We start from the raw sequence: 16,887 nt of genomic DNA, 5'->3' as shown, positions 1-16,887 counted from the left end.
AAAATCATTAAACGGTACGCTGCGGAATCCGACATGCGGATGGAAATCACCCCGCACACGCGCCGGCATTCGTTTGCCGCGCACTTGCTGGAGAACGGTGCCGACCTCCGGTCCGTGCAGGAAATGCTCGGTCATGCGGACATCTCGACGACGCAGATTTATACGCAAGTCACCCGGAGCAAAATGAAGGAGGTCTATGATCGGACCCATCCCCGGGCCAAAATCGAATAGTCTTCCGGCGAGCCCGTTCCTCTGCGCCTGAGAGACCGGGTTTTTCGTATTGCGGCTTTTGCAAACCATGTCCGCTTTTGCGATAATAACGGTAGGCTTGTCGAAAGGATCGGCCTGCGAGGATGGCATTGCCTCGCCATGGCCAAGTTTTCGCTTTCGCTGTAGCGTTGCTGCGCAATGCCCGAATCGGCGCTTACGAAGAAAGCATTGCTTCGCAATACTCAAGCCTGTGCTTACGAAGAAAGTATTGCTGTGCAATACTCTGAGGAGGGACATCCATGAAATTTAAACGAGTATGCTTGATTGTGCTTGATAGCGTAGGGATCGGCGAACTGCCGGATGCCGCGCGTTTTAACGATACCGGAGCCCATACGCTCGGCCACATCGCAGAGCGCGTGCCGTCGCTGCGCGTGCCCCATATGCAGCAGCTCGGCCTCGGAAATATTGCCGGACTGCAGGGCGTTGATACGGTTGAACGCCCAGGCGCATATTACGGCAAAATGGCCGAGGTATCGGTCGGCAAAGATACGATGACCGGACATTGGGAAATTATGGGTCTGAATGTGACCGTCCCGTTCAATGTATTTCCGGACGGCTTCCCGCCGGAGCTGATCGCCCGTTTCGAACAGGAAACCGGACGCAAGGTCATTGGCAACAAGCCGGCCTCCGGAACGGAAATATTGGATGAGCTGGGCGAGGAACAGATGAAAACCGGGGCCTGGATCGTCTATACTTCGGCGGACAGCGTATTTCAGCTTGCGGCGCATGAAGAGATTATTCCGCTGGAGGAGCTGTACCGCGCCTGCGAGATCGCCCGCAAGCTGACGCTTGAAGATCCGTATACGGTCGGTCGCGTCATTGCGCGGCCGTACGTTGGAACGCCCGGGGCGTTCAAACGCACGCCGAACCGTCACGATTATGCGGTGAAGCCGCCGGCTCCGACGGTCATGAACCAGCTGAAGGATGCGGGACTCGATTGCATCGCCGTCGGGAAGATCAACGATATTTTTGACGGCGAAGGCGTCACCCGTGCGCTTCCGACCAAAAGCAATCTCGACGGGATTCACAAGACGATTGACGCGATGGGAGAATCGTTCCAAGGACTGCTGTTTACGAACCTCGTCGATTTTGACTCGCTGTACGGTCACCGCCGTGACCCGGAAGGGTACGCCATGGCGCTGAACGAATTCGACGAATGGCTGCCCAAGCTGATGGAACGGGTCGGCAAGGACGACCTGTTGATTCTGACTGCCGATCACGGCAACGATCCGATTCATCACGGGACGGACCACACCCGCGAGTATGTGCCGCTTCTGGTGTACAGCCCGGCGTTCGAAACGACGGGGACGGTCGGAGTCCGCAGCACGTTTTCGGATCTCGGCGCGACGGTTGCCGAAAACTTCGGCGTAAAGGGAACAGGCAACGGCACCAGCTTTTTGAACGAATTGAAATAACAAATACATATTGCGGGGAGGACGAATCGAATGAGCGATCAAACGACGCTGTTGAAGAACATTAAGGAAGCTGCGGAATATATCCGCGGAAAATATCCGGAGAAGCCGGAAATTAGCCTGATTCTGGGCTCCGGCCTCGGCGTGCTGGCCGATTTGGTGGAAGGCGGAGTAACGATTCCGTATGAGGACATTCCGCATTTTCCGGTATCTACGGTAGAAGGCCATGCCGGCGAGCTGCTGCTTGGTAAAGTGGAAGGCAAGCACGTGCTGATGATGAAAGGCCGTTTTCATATGTATGAAGGATACGGCGTCGAAACGGTATCGTTTCCGGTCCGTGTCATGAAGGAGCTCGGCGTGGAGAAGCTGCTGGTGACCAATGCTGCCGGCGGCATCAACACGTCGTTCGAGGTCGGGGACCTGATGCTGATCCGGGATCATATTAACTTTACATTCCGCAATCCGCTTATTGGACCGAACAACAGCGAGCTGGGCGTTCGTTTCCCGGACATGTCCGAAGCGTACAGCCGCCGTCTGCGCGAGGCAGCGAAGGAGGTAGCGGCAGAGCAGGGGCTGAAGCTGCAGGAGGGGGTATACCTTGGGCTGCTCGGACCGTCGTACGAAACGCCTGCGGAAATCCGCATGATGCGGACGCTCGGCGGCGACGCCGTGGGCATGTCCACCGTGCCGGAAGTGCTTGTTGCGCGGCATGCGGGTATTGAAGTGCTCGGTTTTTCCTGCATCAGCAATATGGCGGCGGGCATCCTGGATCAGCCGTTGTCCCATGCGGAGGTTATGGAAACGACGGAGCGCGCCAAGCCGAAATTTCTTAAGCTGGTGCTCGGAATCATCTCGCGAATCTAGAACGTCATGGTGATGGAACGGCGTCCGGCGTCAAGCGGCTGCCGAATTCGATTCGAAAGAGGGAGAAGAGATGGAACCGAATTACGTTGAACATATTCAAGAAGCGGCTCAATGGATCAGCGACCGCATCGACCGAAGATCTTTAGATATGGGCTTGGTGCTTGGCTCAGGCCTTGGCGATATGGCCGCTCAGGTAGAGGATGCGATCGCCATTCCTTACGATAGAATTCCGCATTTTCCGGTATCTACGGTGGAAGGCCATGCCGGGCAGTTTGTCATCGGCAAGCTGGAAGGCAAAAATGTCATCGTCATGCAGGGCCGTTTTCATTATTACGAAGGCTACTCCATGAAAAAAGTCGTCTTCCCGATCTACGTCATGAAGCAGCTCGGCGTTCAGTCGCTTGTCATCACGAACGCGGCAGGTGGCATGAACCGCGGCTTTCAGGCGGGCGATTTGATGCTGATCTCCGACCAGCTCAACCTGACGGGAGACAACCCGCTCATCGGAATCAATCATCCGGAGCTCGGTCCCCGTTTTCCGGACATGTCGCAGGCGTATACCCCGCAATTCCGTGATCTGGCCAAGCGGATTGCTGCCCAAATGGGAGAGGAGCGCGGCGAAGCGATCCGCCTGCAGGAAGGCGTATACGCGGGCATTAGCGGTCCGAACTACTTGCCTCCGGCTGAGCTGACCATGCTCGCGAACCTCGGCGGCGACGCCGTAGGCATGTCCACGGTAGGCGAAGTGATTGCTGCAAGCCACGCAGGCCTTAAGGTGCTTGGCATCTCCTGCATTACCGACATGGCGATCGGCGAAGAGCTGGAGCCGCTCACGCATGAGCAGGTAGTCGCGGTGGCGAACCGCACGAAGCCGATTTTTATCGAGCTGGTGCGCCGTTTTGTGAAAGAAGCATAGGCTTAACGCCTAAATAAAACGAACGAAAGAACCGCTTTCCTTTGATCTTCACGGGGGAAGCGGTTTTTTAGCATAAAAAAGGAATATGAAAAGCTTGACAGCGTGAGGTTTCATATGATAAATTTTAAACAATTAAATTGTGTACAATTTAATTTCGGATTCTTTAATTCACATCAAAACCGCTTCAACCAAATTAAACGACAACGGAGGAGTTATCATGTCTATCTATTCATTCCAAGCGAACAATATTCGAGGCCAAGAAGTCAGTCTGGAGCAATATAAGGGCAAGGTGGTGCTGATCGTCAATACGGCCAGCAAATGCGGCTTCACCTCACAGTATGCCGATCTGCAAAAGCTGTACGAAAAATACCGCGACCAGGGGCTGGTCATTCTGGGCTTCCCTTGCAATCAATTCGGCGAGCAGGAGCCGGGGAGCAGCGAAGACGTTCATACCTTCTGCCAGTTGAACTACGGGGTCTCGTTCCCTTTGTTTGAGAAAGTGAACGTGCGCGGTTCGGAGAAACATCCGCTTTTTGCTTATGTGACGGAGCAAGCCCCGTTCGAGGGGTTCGATCTCAACCAGTCTGCCGGCAAAATGCTGAGTACATTTCTGCACGAGAAGCAGCCTGAGCTGCTGGCCGGGGACGACATTAAGTGGAACTTCACGAAGTTTCTTGTTAATCGTGAAGGCAAGGTAGTCCAGCGGTTTGAATCGACAGTCGACCCGCTCGATATCGAACCTGCAGTAGAAGCATTACTATAACGGTACAACGAATAGATCCCTGAGAGCCTTCACTTCTAGGCTTTCGGGGATTTTTTTTATACTCCGCTCGAATGCAATTGACAAAGGGGTTATTTGGATATATAGTTAGTTACATGAGTAATTAACCAGTTTGGTGGTGAACAAATGACCTTAATAGACGACAGCCGTCCCATTTTTGTTCAGATCGCCGAACGGATTGAAAATGACATCATCGAAGGCGGTATGCCCGAAGAATCGCAGGTACCTTCGACGAATCAATTCGCGGCATTTTATCAGATCAACCCGGCGACGGCGGCCAAGGGAGTCAATCTGTTGGTGGACCAAGGCATATTGTACAAGAAGCGGGGGATAGGCATGTTTGTAGCGACTGGGGCGCGCGCGCAATTGATGGAGAAGCGGAGAGAGCAGTTTTTTGAGCAATATGTGGTGACGATGATCCGGGAAGCCGAGAAGCTCGGGATTACATCGGAGCAACTGATGGATATGATCCGGAGAGGGGATGGAGGCAAATGAATCCGATAGTCGAAGTGAACCGGCTGACCAAGTCGTATGGGAACGTAACAGCGGTGGACGACATCAGCTTTTCCATCGAGCCGGACAAAATTTACGGGCTTCTCGGGAGAAACGGAGCGGGCAAGACGACGGTCATGCATATGATCACGGCTCAAATTTTTCCTACCAGTGGAGAAATTGAAGTATTCGGTGAAAATCCGTACGAGAACAATAGCGCGCTAAGCAAAATGTGCTTTATCAAGGAAAGCCAAAAGTACCCCGACAACTTCCAGGTTATCGATGTGTTGGAGGTGGCGGAATCGTTGTTTCCACAGTGGGACCGGGAGTATGCCTACGAGCTGATTGAGACGTTCGGGCTTCCGCTGAAAAGGAAAATGAAGAAGCTGTCCCGAGGCATGCTGTCCGCTGCAGGAATCGTTGTGGGTCTTGCCAGCCGGGCGCCGCTTACGATATTCGACGAGCCGTATTTGGGCCTCGACGCGGTGGCCAGAGGGTTATTCTACGAAAAGCTGCTTGAGGATTACTCGGCCTATCCGAGAACCGTCATATTATCGACGCACTTGATCGATGAAGTCAGCCGGCTTCTGGAGCATGTAATTTTAATCGATGGCGGTAAACTGATTTTGAACGAGGATACCGAGGCGCTTCGGGGGCGGGCGTTTACCGTCGTAGGAACGGCCAATACCGTGGAAAAATTCATTCGAGCCCGGGAAATCGTACATCAGGAAGGATTCGGCGGATTGATGTCGGCAACCGTGATGGATGAACTAAGCGAGAAAGAGCGGAAGGAAGGGGAAGCGTTGGGGCTTGAATTCTCCCCTGTTTCCCTACAGCAGCTAGTCGTCCATTTGACGAAGCATACTTCGGATAGAAAGGCGGGAAGTGTTCTATGAGCCGCATTGCGAGCGTAGCAAAAATGCATTTGAGAGATAAGCTCTCCTGGATATACATGCCTTGGATCATCATCTTATTCAATCTCATCATACATCTTACCATTCGGTTTTCAATCGGCGGGAAAGACGGCATGTATACCGGCGGCATTACTTCCCTTTACGTATATACGCTTGTTATCGGGATGATCGCCCTGCCTCAAACGTTCGTTTTCGCACTTGGGTTGGGTGTCCGGAGAAAAGATTATTTTGCCGGTACGGCTATGAATTTCGCTCTGATCAGCCTGGGTACGGCGATCCTGCTATTGCTGCTCTCCCTGGTTGAAGGCTGGAGCGGCGGGGGGGGGGGAGGACTTCACTTTTTTCGTATGCCTTATTGGGGTGGAGGTACGGCGATCGGGCAAGTGACGAGAAACTTCGTGTTACTGCTGCATCTGTTCTTTCTTGGATTTGCCATTTCGAGCGTCCAGCGGCGTTATGGGTGGTTCGGTATGATCGTGTTTTCGGGGGGCGTCTTCGCGGTTGTTACTGTCCTCGTCGTTATATCAAGCTATTACCATTGGTGGGGAGACTTGTTTCAATGGATCGCGGGCAAATCGGCGTCCGAATGGGCAGGCTGGTTGTTTGCACTCATGGTCGTCTATGCGTTTGCGTCGTATACCATGCTTCGCAAAGCGGCTATATGACGAAACCGAAGGGTAAAAATCATTATAACGAAACGGTTCGTTGCTTTGTCCCTTTGTGCTGGGCTATCATGGTTATTAAAGCCTGAATCACTTCGGGAGGAAGCAGAATGGAAGCAACGATCGACGATTTTCATAAGCTGGACCTGCGCATCGGCACGGTGATTGCCGCCGAGCCTTTTCCGGAAGCGCGGGTTCCGGCCATCAAGCTGCAGATCGATTTCGGAGAGCTCGGGATCAAGCGATCCAGCGCACAGATTACGAAGCGGTATGTGTCGGAAGAGCTTATCGGCAGACAGGTTGTAGCGGTTGTTAATTTTCCGCCCAGACGCATTGCCGGATACGTATCCGAGGTGCTGGTGCTTGGCGGGGTGCCGGAGCAGGGAGATGTCATTTTGCTCGCGCCGGACCAGACGGCTCCGAACGGGACGTCGATCGCATAGCTATGGAAAAAGTACTCCACCTTCCTCGGAAGCGGGAGTACTTTTTTTGTCGCGGCTCGTTATTTCGATTTCTTCGCGCCTTTGTCGCTGGTACGGGTCGTCGTGTTCTGATTCCCGTGGCCTTGCTGCTTGTCGGACATGTCGGCACCTCCTGTTTCTTGCTTCTTGAATGAATGGGTCCTTTATAGTATGACAATCCGTGATAGGGTTATTCAGGCATATTACTTTAGGGGCAGATCCCAAAAAAAGTTGGGACGTCCCTCTGTTCGGGCCGAAGCGACTATGCTACAATTGGGCATATAGGACTACTTTTGATAATTCGTTAGAACCATCTCTGACGATGCTAAGGTAGGAAAAAGAGGGGCGTGCCGCCATGACGATGCTTAAAGTAGCCAACTGCCCGAACTGTGGAAAAGTGTTTCAAAAAAATTTGCGCAATCTGTGTCAGGATTGTATCGATCAGGTCCACGGCGATTTTGACCTCTGCGAAAGTTATTTGCGCGGCAACCGGAAGGCAAGTACCGAAGAGCTGAGCAGGGCTACGGGTGTCTCCGTTAAACGAATCGCCGAATTCATCGTATCGAACCGGCTGCCGGTCGCCTATTATCCCGGATTGACCTATCCGTGCAACAGCTGCGGTTCCCCGATCAAACAGCACCACTTATGCAGCTCGTGCCGGATTCGGATCGTGAACGATATCAATAAGATGAACCAACAGGAAGCGAAGCGGAAAGAGCGGGGCATCGGCTTCCAAATTCGCGATCGGCTCAGCCGTTGAATCCAATTGTAAGTGCTCTGCCGCCATGGCGGAGTTTTTTTGCGGGCAGTGGAAGTCCGCGTATTTTGGCTTAAACGTTATCTCATGCTAATAGTGAATCCCGTGTCGAACCGGTCCAAATTTGTTCACAAATTTTTCACGGGAATGGTATGAAAGGGCATGTGTAAAGTCGCTCGTATTTTGTACAATAAGACTATACGTCTTTACGGCCAAACAGTAAGGGGGGGATTATCTATGCAAAAATGGGCTATGTTTTCTCTGTTCATCGTCGCCTGTCTCCTTGGCGCCGGCGTTTTGTTCCAGAACATCTCTGCCCGTCAAGCGGAAATGGCAAAAGAAGAATCGGCGGGTCCTTCGATTAAATTCGTAGCCACGAACTATCAGTTCGATAAGCCGGAATACACGGCGAAAGCCGGCGAGAAAATGACCGTGTCTTTGATGAACAAAGAAGGGCTTCATGCGCTTGAGATCGTAGGTACAAATGTTAAGCTGGACAACAACAACAAATCGATGGAAGTGACCTTCGACAAACCGGGTACGTATGAAGTGCACTGCTCGCTGCCTTGCGGTCCGGGTCATGCGGAGATGAAAACCAAGATCGTCGTATCCTAAAAGCAATATATCGTTTAACCTATGTGCCAAGGAAGTCTCGGGAGCCGTCTCCCGGGGCTTTCTTTTCTTTTTGCCGCGGAGGGAATATAATACGGGGGAGTGACTACGTGACAGGGGAGTTGGCCTGGATGAGAACGGTCGATATCATACATAACAAACGGGACGGCAAAGAGCTGTCCTCCGAAGAAATCGCTTTTTTGATCGAAGGCTATACGAAAGGGGAAATTCCGGATTACCAAATGTCCGCTTGGGCGATGGCGGTATATTTCAACGGCATGTCCGCGCGGGAAACGGCGGATCTAACGCTGGCGATGGCGCGTTCGGGAGATCAGGTCGATCTTAGCTCCATTCCCGGCATCAAGGTTGATAAGCACAGCACAGGCGGTGTCGGAGATACGACGACGCTCATCGTAGGACCGTTGGTAGCGGCGGCCGGTATTCCTGTGGCGAAAATGTCCGGCCGGGGCCTAGGCCATACGGGCGGGACGATCGATAAGCTGGAAGCGATCCCCGGTTTTGCCGTTGAGCGGACAACGGAGCAGTTTTTGGCGCAGGTGCGGGAGATCGGGCTCGCGGTAGTCGGTCAAACCGGCAACCTGACGCCGGCGGACAAGAAGCTGTACGGCCTGCGGGACGTGACGGCGACGGTGGAATCCATTCCTCTGATTGCCAGCTCGATCATGAGCAAAAAGATCGCTTCCGGGGCGGACGCTATTGTCCTCGATGTCAAGACCGGACGCGGCGCGTTTATGAAATCGCTGGACGATTCCATCAAGCTGGCTCAAGCGATGGTCGATATCGGGACGGAGGTTGGCCGGGAGACGGTTGCGGTGATTACGAACATGGATGAGCCGCTCGGTCCTTCGATCGGCAACTCGCTTGAGGTGCTGGAGGCGATCGATACGCTCAGTGGCCGGGGACCGGCCGAGCTGACGGAGCTTTGTCTGGAATTGGCGGCGCATATGGTGCGCCTAGGGGGCAAAGCGGACAGCGAAGCCGAAGCGAAGGAGCTCGTTACCCGTCTGCTTGAAAACGGCGAGGCGCTTGCGAAGCTGAAGCAGTTCATTGCCGCGCAGGGAGGCGACGCCCATGTTGCGGAAGATCCTGCCCGGCTTCCCCAAGCGTCCCGCCGCGTGGACGTTCCGGCGCCGGAAGAAGGCTGTGTAGCTGCGATCGATGCGGAAGCGTTAGGGATTACCGCCATGCTGCTTGGCGCGGGCCGCGCGACCAAAGAAGACAAGATCGATCTGGCGGTGGGCATCAAGCTGTTCAAGCGTGTCGGCGATCCGGTGAAGAAGGGCGAACCGCTTGCCGAGCTTTACATCAACCGTGAGGATTCGGCGGAAACGGCTGAAATGATGCGGCGGACGGCCGCCGCTTTCACGATCGCTTCGGCGCCTGCCGAAAAATTGAAGTTGATTTATGCCGTTGTCACGAAGGACGGCATTCGCAAGTTATAATAGCTGTGATCCATACATGAAAGCCCGGGATTTTCGTCCCGGGCTTCTTTGCGTGCATGCCAAACGATGGGAGTAAGCATACTAAAGGCGAACAATTATCCATAGGGAGGCTGAAACAACGATGCATCACGTGAAATTATGGGTTCGCGCCTCGGTCGTACTTGGCTGCGTCGCCGTCCTGGCTGCCGGCTGCACGAACAGGCAGCAGGCGCGAATGCAGCAACAAGCCGCTCAAACTCCGCAGCAGACCCAACACGCGCAGCAGGGAACGAACCAGGGGGCTCAGCCGTTTCAAAACGCCAACAGACAAATCGATATCGCGGATGCGGCAGCAGGCAAAATCGTCTCCGAGGTCCCGGAAGTACAAACGGCGAATGTGCTTGTAACCGACCGTGCGGCTTATGTGGCATCCGTGCTGAAAAACAACCAGACGCTTACGCAGGACGTGGAAAACCGCATTGCCGAGAAAGTCCGGGCAACGGACGCGAACATTCAGAGCGTCTATGTATCCGTCAATCCGGATTTTGTCGGGCGCGTCAATACGTATATAGGGGATGTGCGTGCCGGACGTCCGGTCGCCGGATTCGTGCAAGGGTTCGCCGATTTGGTGCGCCGCGTGTTCCCGACCGCGCATTAGAGCCGCATCCTTCAGAACGAATGTCCGACGCTAGCCGGGGATCGAGTCTGCTTCCCGGCTGTTTGTTTTCCTGTTTTGGAATATTTTGTTGCGGATTCGTCAACACTGAATACCAGTACCTACAATCGAGCTCCGACAGGAGGGGAGAATAGGGTTATGTTCAGCAAAGTGATCAAGTGGTCGATTTGCCTCCAGCTTCTGCTGCTGGTCGCGCTGCCGCCCGCAATGGCGGAGGAAGCGAAAAGAGCACAGCCGGTTGAGCTGGCTCCGAATGCCGTATCTTCCGTTATCATCGACGCGGATTCCGGCACGGTCATTCACGACAAAAACAAAGATGCCAGGCTTCCCCCGGCCAGCATCACGAAAATTATGACGATGCTGCTTATTATGGAAGCGCTGGACCAAGGAAAAATCAAGCTGGACGAGAAGGTGCGGACAAGCGAATACGCCGCTTCCATGGGCGGTTCGCAGATTTTTCTGGAAGTCGGCGAGGAAATGACGGTACGCGATATGCTGAAAGGTATCGCCATGGCCTCCGGCAACGACGCGTCGGTAGCGATGGCGGAGAAAATTGCGGGTACGGAGCAAGCGTTCGTTCGGATGATGAACGAGCGTGCTGCCCAGCTGGGGATGAAAAATACCCATTTTGCCAATCCGAACGGACTGCCTGCCGAAAATCACTACTCTTCCGCCTACGATATTGCGCTGATGTCCAAAGAATTGCTTAAGCACGAAGAGATTACCCAGTATACCGGCTTGTACCAAGACTATTTGCGCAAGGAAACGCCCAAGCCGTTTTGGCTCGTCAATACGAACAAGCTCGTACGCTTTTATTCGGGGGTGGACGGCTTGAAAACCGGCTATACGAGTGAAGCGAAATTTTGTCTTTCGGCAACGGCGAAGCGCGACAATCTGCGCGTTATCTCCGTGGTCATGGGCGAACCGGACACCAAAACGCGCAATGCGGAAGTCACGCGGATGTTCGATTATGCGTTCTCGCAATATACGAATCTTCCGATCTATAAGACCGGAGATTCGCTTGGCGAATTGCGAATTGGCAAAGGCGAGGTGCCGGTCGTACCGTTGACGGCTACACATCCGTACAGCCTGCTGCTCAAAAAAGGGGAAGCGGCCGACGGAATCCGCCATGAAGTCCAGCTGCGGACGGATTTGAAAGCGCCGATTGCAGCCGGGGATTCGGTCGGGAAAATCGTTGTGTACAAAGGCGATCAAGTATTGACCGAATTCGCGCTGGAATCGCCCGTGAATGTGAAAAAAGCCGGTTGGTGGACCTTGACGAAACGAACGGCGAAGCGGATGTTGTTCTTGGATTGACGAACAGCCGCAGCCTGACATACACAGCATGATCCCCGCAGATACAGCCTAGGCCGCCGCGGGGATTTTGCGCTATTCCGCTGCGCTTTCTGTCGCTTTTATTCTAGTTATAGCGCATTTCTTCTAGTTTTGTCGGGGGGCAGGAAAAGGATTCCTTCACGTAGAAATGAGTGTGCATGAACGGGAAGGAGTGAGCAGCTTGAGTCTGCAAATCGAACTCGAACATTACCGCCAAACGCTGATCGTCAGGCTTCAGGGAGAGCTGGACCATCATACGGCGGACACGGTCAAAACGCGGATGGAAGAGGCAGTCATGCGCGGAAACGTCAACCACATCATTATGAGCTTCAAGGAGCTAACCTTCATGGACAGCTCCGGCCTCGGCATCATTCTGGGCCGCTACAAGCAGATTACGGCGCGCGGCGGCAAAATGGTCGTCTGCGATCTGAATCCTGCCGTATACCGGCTTCTTGAAATGTCCGGGCTGTTCAAAATCTTATCGATTCAGGATAACGAAACAAAAGCGCTGCAAAGTCTGGAGGTCGCCCTATGAGTGAACGTAACTTTATGACGCTGAAGTTTGCGAGCCGCTCCGAGAACGAATCGTTCGCCCGCGTAACCGTCGCCGCTTTCGTATCGCAGCTGGACCCGACGCTGGATGAGCTGACGGATATCAAGACGGTCGTGTCCGAAGCGGTAACGAACTCCATCATTCACGGCTACGACAATCGCCCGGACGGGATTGTAACGATTACGGCCGAGCTCGAAGGGGACACGGTTTTTATTACCGTGACGGACGAAGGAGCAGGGATCGAGGATCTGGATCTGGCCAAGCAGCCGCTTTACACGTCGAAGCCGGAGCTGGAGCGGTCCGGCATGGGCTTCACGATTATGGAAAATTTCATGGATGCGATCGAAGTGACGACAACCTTAGGCACAGGCACCACGATTAGAATGAAGAAGCGAATCGAATCGAAAAAAGCTCTTTTCAATTAGGGGTCTGATCTCATGGATGTAGATTTGAAGCACGCCTCACACAGCTATTTGGACGATAGCGAAGTCAAACGATTGATCGCGCTCAGCCAGTCCGGCGACACCGTGGCCAGAGATACGCTGGTGCAATGCAATATCCGCCTGGTCTGGTCGGTCGTGCAGCGGTTTCTTAACCGGGGCTACGAGGCCGAGGACTTGTTTCAGATCGGCTGCATCGGACTGCTCAAGTCGGTGGATAAGTTTGACTTGTCGTATGATGTGAAGTTTTCAACGTATGCGGTCCCGATGATCATCGGGGAAATCCAGCGTTTTCTGCGTGACGACGGAACGCTTAAGGTCAGCCGTTCGCTCAAAGAGCTGGCCAACAAAATCCGCAAGACGAAGGACGAGCTTTCGAAACGGAACGGCCGACTGCCGACGATCAAGGAAGTGGCGGAGGAGCTTCAAATCACGCCGGAGGAGGTCGTCTTCGCTCAAGAAGCGAACAAGCCTTTGTCCTCGATCCATGAAACCGTTTTTGAGAACGATGGCGACCCGATCACCTTGATGGACCAGATCGCGGACGAGGGCGGAGACAAGTGGTTTGACAAGCTGGCGCTCAATGAGGCGATCGGCGCGCTGAACGAACGGGAACGCTTGATCGTATATCTCCGTTATTTCCGGGATCAGACGCAGTCCGAGGTAGCCAGCAGGCTTGGCATTTCCCAGGTGCAGGTCTCGCGGCTCGAGAAAAAAATTTTGCAGTCGATCAAGGATCAAATTGCCCAATAACTAACTGCCTAAAGAAGCTCTCCGAGGTTCCTCTTGCGGGAATCGCCGGGGAGCTGTTTTTCTTGCAGCCTAAAAAGAGAACGAGCGAACGCTCTCGTCCTCTTGCGCGTTCTTGAGGATAGCTTTGCCATTACCGGGCCCGGGCTCTGTCGTTGTCGCGGAACAGCAAGGCGATGCAGTACAGCCCCGCCAAACCGACCAGCGTATAGATGATTCGGCTGAAGCCCGAAGATTCACGATGCGCGTCACCCCCGAAGAGCGCTGTGACCAAATCCCATTCGAATAACCCCACAAGCAGCCAGTTTAAAGCCCCGATGATTACGAGCGTTAAAGCCGTTCTTCTCATAATGCTCGACACCTTCCTCCAAGAAAAGTTTGGGTGATCTTTGTTCTTGCCCTTACTGTTTGTCAAGCCGTTTTCCTTTATGCTTCGGCTCCCAGTGAAATTTTTGCCAAAGTCCGGGATGTTTACCGTCATGCGTAATTATTCATACTACCGTTAAATGCATGGTAAGGGAGGATTCGGAGATGAACCGTGCTTCCGCTCCGTCCCTGTACATCCGATTGCGCAAACGGATGCGGGCCAGCCGCGGCGATCCGATCCGGCTCGGGCATATTGCCGTCTTTCTGACGGAGCCCGAATACGAGACGGACCTGCTTGAACTGGAATTGTGCCGCCCCGAAGAGCATGACGGCAGCTTGCTGCTTATCGATATGATGCTGGTCGTGAGCAAAGTCAAAGAGCGGTTTCCGTTGATGAACATCGAGCATTTCGGCGACCCGCACGCGCTGGTTGAAATTTCCGGAAAATCGCGGCCGCCCAGCTTATTCCTCATCGTTTTGGTATGGCTGCTGCTTTTTATCGGCTCGGGTCTGGCCATAATGAACTTTCACGCCGACGTCAGCATGGCCGAAGTACACCGGAGCATCTACAAGCTGCTCACCGGCAAACATACCGAGCGCCCGCTGCTGCTGCAAATTCCATATTCGTTTGGCATCGGCATCGGGATGATCGTCTTTTTCAATCACCTGTTCAAGAAAAAGTTCAACGAGGAGCCGAGCCCGTTGGAGGTGGAAATGTTCATGTACCAGGAAAACGTCAACCAATACGTCATCGCCGAGGAATACGCCAAAATCAATCGCTCGCCGGACCGGGAGCCGCCGCCTTGACCGGACTGCTGAGCGGGTTTCTGCTTGCTTTTGTCGGCTTGGCCGGCGGCCTTGCGGTGGGCAGCGGCATGGTTGCTTTTCTGGTGGTGCTGGACATCATACCGAGGCTGGCGCAAATCAGCAGATCGTACCGGTCGATCCGCTTATACGAAGGCGCAGTCGTGCTCGGTGCGGTTTTTTTTACGGCGACGGATTTCTTTCAATGGACGTTCCGGCTGTTTCCTTTGTCCGCCTCGGTGCTCGGCCTGTTAGCCGGCTGCTTTGTCGGAATGCTTGCGGCAGCGCTGACCGAGGTCATCAACGTGCTGCCGATTTTGGCCAAAAGAATCCGGATGGAAGAGTACATGATCTGGCTGCTGATGGCGATGATTTTCGGGAAAGTGCTCGGCTCGCTGATCGACTGGCTCGGGCTGGTGCAGTAATGCCCGAAGCTGCTCGCAGCAAAATTCACTGGGAGGTGAAGGGCGTGAACAAGCAAATCAAACGTGCGAAATTAATAGGCGGGAAAACGAAAAAGCTCCGCAGCTTCAAGCCGCCGGAGGAAGATAAGCTGATCGTTGACCGGGAGGGCAATATTATCGGCAGCCTGTCGGCGGACGACCCGGAGGAGCCATCCGCAAAGGATGGAAGAGAGCGCGATACCGGATCAGGCGATTCGGAAACGGGAATGTCGCGCAAGATGCGTCAGGAGACGCAATTGACGGCGGAAGAGCGGGAGCTTAAGGAAAGCACGGAAATTTCGGAAGATTTCGACCGTCTCAAGCGACAGTTGGAAGAGCAGGTAGGCTTGAATAAAAGCTTCGACGTCATTTTTCGCGAAATGGTGTTCGGCGGGCAGAAAACCGGGATTTTCTACTATAACGGGTTCGTGAAAGATCTTGTGCTGACCGAAATTCTGGAACGGCTTTCTTATGCCGATCAGGTGCGCCGGGAAGCGGAGCACCGGGAACCGGAGGAGGAGCGCCGGAGACCTTACCGGAACTGGAGAACGGACCGGGCGGATGAGCCGTCCGAACGTCAGGAGGACAGCGGGCGCCGCAGTATTATCGGTTTGTTCGAAGAGGCGTTGATTCCGCACATGCAGGTGAAGCGCACCTGCAAGCTGAAGGAAGCGATCGATAATGTGGCGATGGGCGGAACGGCCTTTTTTTTCGAGGGCCAACGCCAAGCTATTCTGGTCGATGCCAAGAGCTTTCCTGCCCGCACGACCGAAGAGCCCGAGCTCGAACGGGTCGTACGGGGCTCTCGCGACGGCTTTGTCGAGACGCTGCTTACCAATGTTACGTTAGTACGCCGAAGAGTGCGGGACCCGCGGCTGAAGCTTGAGATTACGCAGGTCGGCAAACGGACGCAGACCGACGTTTGCATTGGTTACATTCAAGATATTGGCGACATGAAGCTGGTTGAATCGATCCGCGATAAAATTAAAAAAGTGAAAGTGGACGGGGTGCCGCTCGCCGAAAAACAGCTGGAAGAAGCGATTGTCGGAAAAAGCTGGAATCCGTATCCGTCGGTCCGGTATTCGGAACGACCCGATGTGGTGGCGGCTCACCTGCTGGAAGGCCATGTCATCGTGTTTGTCGATACGTCCCCTTCGGTTATGATTTTGCCGACGACGTTTTTCCATCATGTGCAGCATGCGGAAGAATACCGTCAGACGCCGATTGTGGGCACTTATCTCCGATGGGTGCGGTTTATCGGCATCGCCGCATCGATCTTTCTGCTGCCGCTTTGGCTTCTTATCGTGACTTCTCCGGAGCTTAAGCCGGCAGGGCTCGAATTTTTGGGGCCGCAGAAGCCGGGGAGAATCCCGCTGCTCGGCCAGTTTCTTATTGCGGAGCTCGGCATTGACTTGATGCGGATGGCCGCCGTACATACGCCTTCGCCGCTCGCGATCGCCATGGGCTTGGTCGCGGCAATTTTGGTAGGAGATGTAGCCGTCAAGGCGGGATTGTTTTCAAACGAAATCATCCTGTACTTGTCGGTTGCCGCGGTCGGTACGTTTGCAACCCCCAGCTACGAGCTCAGCTTGGCGAACCGCCTGTCCCGGCTTGCCCTGCTCGTGATTGCCGCGGTTTTCAAAGTGCCGGGTTTTGTCATCGGCTCCACCTTGCTGCTGCTCATGCTGTCGCTGCAGCGTTCGTACAATACCCCGTATTTGTGGCCGTTTATCCCGTTCAATAAGAGCGCGATGGCGAATATTTTGGTAAGACCACCGTTTCTGTCCATGAAAACGCGCTTAAGTCTGACGAGGCCGAAGGACAGAACCCGGCAGCCGCAGCGCTAACCGGACTGAACGCAGCCGCAAGCACCGTTTCTACCCTTCGTGCCCCTTCGAAGCCCGCTTCGGAGGGGTGTTTTGCATATTGTGTTTTGT

General features: G+C 54.0%; 21 protein-coding genes. 20 read left to right on the top strand and 1 reads right to left on the bottom strand.

Features of this window, described 5'->3' with window-relative positions; genetic code table 11:
• The 17 genes from QJ48_RS26575 to sigF all read left to right on the top strand — a co-directional run.
• Positions 1 to 231: tyrosine-type recombinase/integrase (locus tag QJ48_RS26575; protein ID WP_157261762.1), on the top strand; the 231-nt coding region annotated here is incomplete at its 5' end.
• 278 nt (positions 232 to 509) lie between these two features.
• A complete protein-coding gene (gene deoB, locus QJ48_RS26570) occupies positions 510 to 1,685 on the top strand; it encodes a phosphopentomutase (RefSeq protein ID WP_054976413.1) in 1,176 nt (391 codons plus the stop codon).
• A 30-nt stretch (positions 1,686 to 1,715) separates the two neighbouring features.
• Positions 1,716 to 2,546 carry a purine-nucleoside phosphorylase gene (locus QJ48_RS26565; protein WP_054976412.1) on the top strand — a complete coding sequence of 277 codons (831 nt, stop codon included), beginning with the start codon at positions 1,716 to 1,718 and terminating at the stop codon, positions 2,544 to 2,546.
• A 70-nt stretch (positions 2,547 to 2,616) separates the two neighbouring features.
• The gene (locus QJ48_RS26560) at positions 2,617 to 3,462 is read left to right on the top strand and encodes a purine-nucleoside phosphorylase (protein WP_054976411.1); all 846 of its coding nucleotides are present in this window, start codon (positions 2,617 to 2,619) and stop codon (positions 3,460 to 3,462) included.
• A 217-nt stretch (positions 3,463 to 3,679) separates the two neighbouring features.
• Entirely contained in the window at positions 3,680 to 4,225 is a 546-nt protein-coding gene (locus QJ48_RS26555) for a glutathione peroxidase (RefSeq protein WP_054976410.1), read from the top strand.
• A gap of 144 nt (positions 4,226 to 4,369) precedes the next feature.
• Positions 4,370 to 4,738: a GntR family transcriptional regulator gene (locus QJ48_RS26550; RefSeq protein WP_054976409.1), complete on the top strand. Its 369-nt coding sequence runs from the start codon at positions 4,370 to 4,372 to the stop codon at positions 4,736 to 4,738.
• Positions 4,735 to 5,631 carry an ABC transporter ATP-binding protein gene (locus tag QJ48_RS26545; protein ID WP_054976408.1) on the top strand — a complete coding sequence of 299 codons (897 nt, stop codon included), beginning with the start codon at positions 4,735 to 4,737 and terminating at the stop codon, positions 5,629 to 5,631. Before QJ48_RS26550 ends, QJ48_RS26545 begins: the two co-directional genes overlap by 4 nt.
• The gene (locus QJ48_RS26540; RefSeq protein WP_054976407.1) at positions 5,628 to 6,314 is read left to right on the top strand and encodes a hypothetical protein; all 687 of its coding nucleotides are present in this window, start codon (positions 5,628 to 5,630) and stop codon (positions 6,312 to 6,314) included. Before QJ48_RS26545 ends, QJ48_RS26540 begins: the two co-directional genes overlap by 4 nt.
• 107 nt (positions 6,315 to 6,421) lie before the next feature.
• Positions 6,422 to 6,754, top strand: a complete 333-nt coding sequence (csaA, locus tag QJ48_RS26535) for a chaperone CsaA (protein WP_054976406.1) — start codon at positions 6,422 to 6,424, stop codon at positions 6,752 to 6,754.
• A gap of 373 nt (positions 6,755 to 7,127) precedes the next feature.
• Positions 7,128 to 7,532 carry a hypothetical protein gene (locus QJ48_RS26530; protein WP_054976405.1) on the top strand — a complete coding sequence of 135 codons (405 nt, stop codon included), beginning with the start codon at positions 7,128 to 7,130 and terminating at the stop codon, positions 7,530 to 7,532.
• Between the two features lie 234 nt (positions 7,533 to 7,766).
• Positions 7,767 to 8,144: a hypothetical protein gene (locus tag QJ48_RS26525; protein WP_054976404.1), complete on the top strand. Its 378-nt coding sequence runs from the start codon at positions 7,767 to 7,769 to the stop codon at positions 8,142 to 8,144.
• Positions 8,145 to 8,272: 128 nt separating this feature from the next.
• Entirely contained in the window at positions 8,273 to 9,604 is a 1,332-nt protein-coding gene (locus tag QJ48_RS26520) for a pyrimidine-nucleoside phosphorylase (protein ID WP_054976403.1), read from the top strand.
• 121 nt (positions 9,605 to 9,725) lie between these two features.
• Positions 9,726 to 10,241 carry a YhcN/YlaJ family sporulation lipoprotein gene (locus QJ48_RS26515; protein WP_054976402.1) on the top strand — a complete coding sequence of 172 codons (516 nt, stop codon included), beginning with the start codon at positions 9,726 to 9,728 and terminating at the stop codon, positions 10,239 to 10,241.
• A gap of 156 nt (positions 10,242 to 10,397) precedes the next feature.
• On the top strand, positions 10,398 to 11,576 hold the full coding sequence (locus QJ48_RS26510; protein WP_054976401.1) for a D-alanyl-D-alanine carboxypeptidase family protein: 1,179 nt from the start codon (positions 10,398 to 10,400) through the stop codon (positions 11,574 to 11,576).
• A 199-nt stretch (positions 11,577 to 11,775) separates the two neighbouring features.
• Positions 11,776 to 12,129: an anti-sigma F factor antagonist gene (spoIIAA, locus tag QJ48_RS26505; protein WP_054976400.1), complete on the top strand. Its 354-nt coding sequence runs from the start codon at positions 11,776 to 11,778 to the stop codon at positions 12,127 to 12,129.
• The gene (gene spoIIAB / locus QJ48_RS26500) at positions 12,126 to 12,572 is read left to right on the top strand and encodes an anti-sigma F factor (protein ID WP_054976399.1); all 447 of its coding nucleotides are present in this window, start codon (positions 12,126 to 12,128) and stop codon (positions 12,570 to 12,572) included. The genes spoIIAA and spoIIAB overlap by 4 nt, the downstream gene beginning before the upstream one ends.
• Positions 12,573 to 12,584: 12 nt before the next feature.
• Positions 12,585 to 13,340: an RNA polymerase sporulation sigma factor SigF gene (gene sigF / locus QJ48_RS26495; protein ID WP_025846479.1), complete on the top strand. Its 756-nt coding sequence runs from the start codon at positions 12,585 to 12,587 to the stop codon at positions 13,338 to 13,340.
• A 130-nt stretch (positions 13,341 to 13,470) separates the two neighbouring features.
• Here the strand turns inward: sigF and QJ48_RS26490 are convergent, their stop codons facing one another.
• Positions 13,471 to 13,686, bottom strand: a complete 216-nt coding sequence (locus QJ48_RS26490; RefSeq protein ID WP_054976398.1) for a DUF378 domain-containing protein — start codon at positions 13,684 to 13,686, stop codon at positions 13,471 to 13,473.
• A gap of 182 nt (positions 13,687 to 13,868) precedes the next feature.
• Here QJ48_RS26490 and QJ48_RS26485 point away from each other — a divergent pair, with 182 nt between their 5' ends.
• From QJ48_RS26485 to QJ48_RS26475, 3 genes are read left to right on the top strand one after another with little or no spacing between them, the layout of a single operon-like run.
• The gene (locus QJ48_RS26485) at positions 13,869 to 14,510 is read left to right on the top strand and encodes a stage V sporulation protein AA (RefSeq protein ID WP_054976397.1); all 642 of its coding nucleotides are present in this window, start codon (positions 13,869 to 13,871) and stop codon (positions 14,508 to 14,510) included.
• Positions 14,507 to 14,932 (top strand): stage V sporulation protein AB, encoded by a 426-nt coding sequence (locus QJ48_RS26480; protein WP_054976396.1) that lies wholly within the window; start codon positions 14,507 to 14,509, stop codon positions 14,930 to 14,932. Before QJ48_RS26485 ends, QJ48_RS26480 begins: the two co-directional genes overlap by 4 nt.
• A gap of 44 nt (positions 14,933 to 14,976) precedes the next feature.
• Positions 14,977 to 16,797, top strand: a complete 1,821-nt coding sequence (locus tag QJ48_RS26475; protein ID WP_054976415.1) for a spore germination protein — start codon at positions 14,977 to 14,979, stop codon at positions 16,795 to 16,797.
• Positions 16,798 to 16,887 lie beyond the last annotated feature (90 nt).

The sequence above is a fragment of the Paenibacillus sp. A3 genome (assembly GCF_001399685.1).
Lineage (GTDB): Bacteria > Bacillota > Bacilli > Paenibacillales > NBRC-103111 > Paenibacillus_G.
This window is presented reverse-complemented; position numbering and strand designations above follow the sequence as displayed.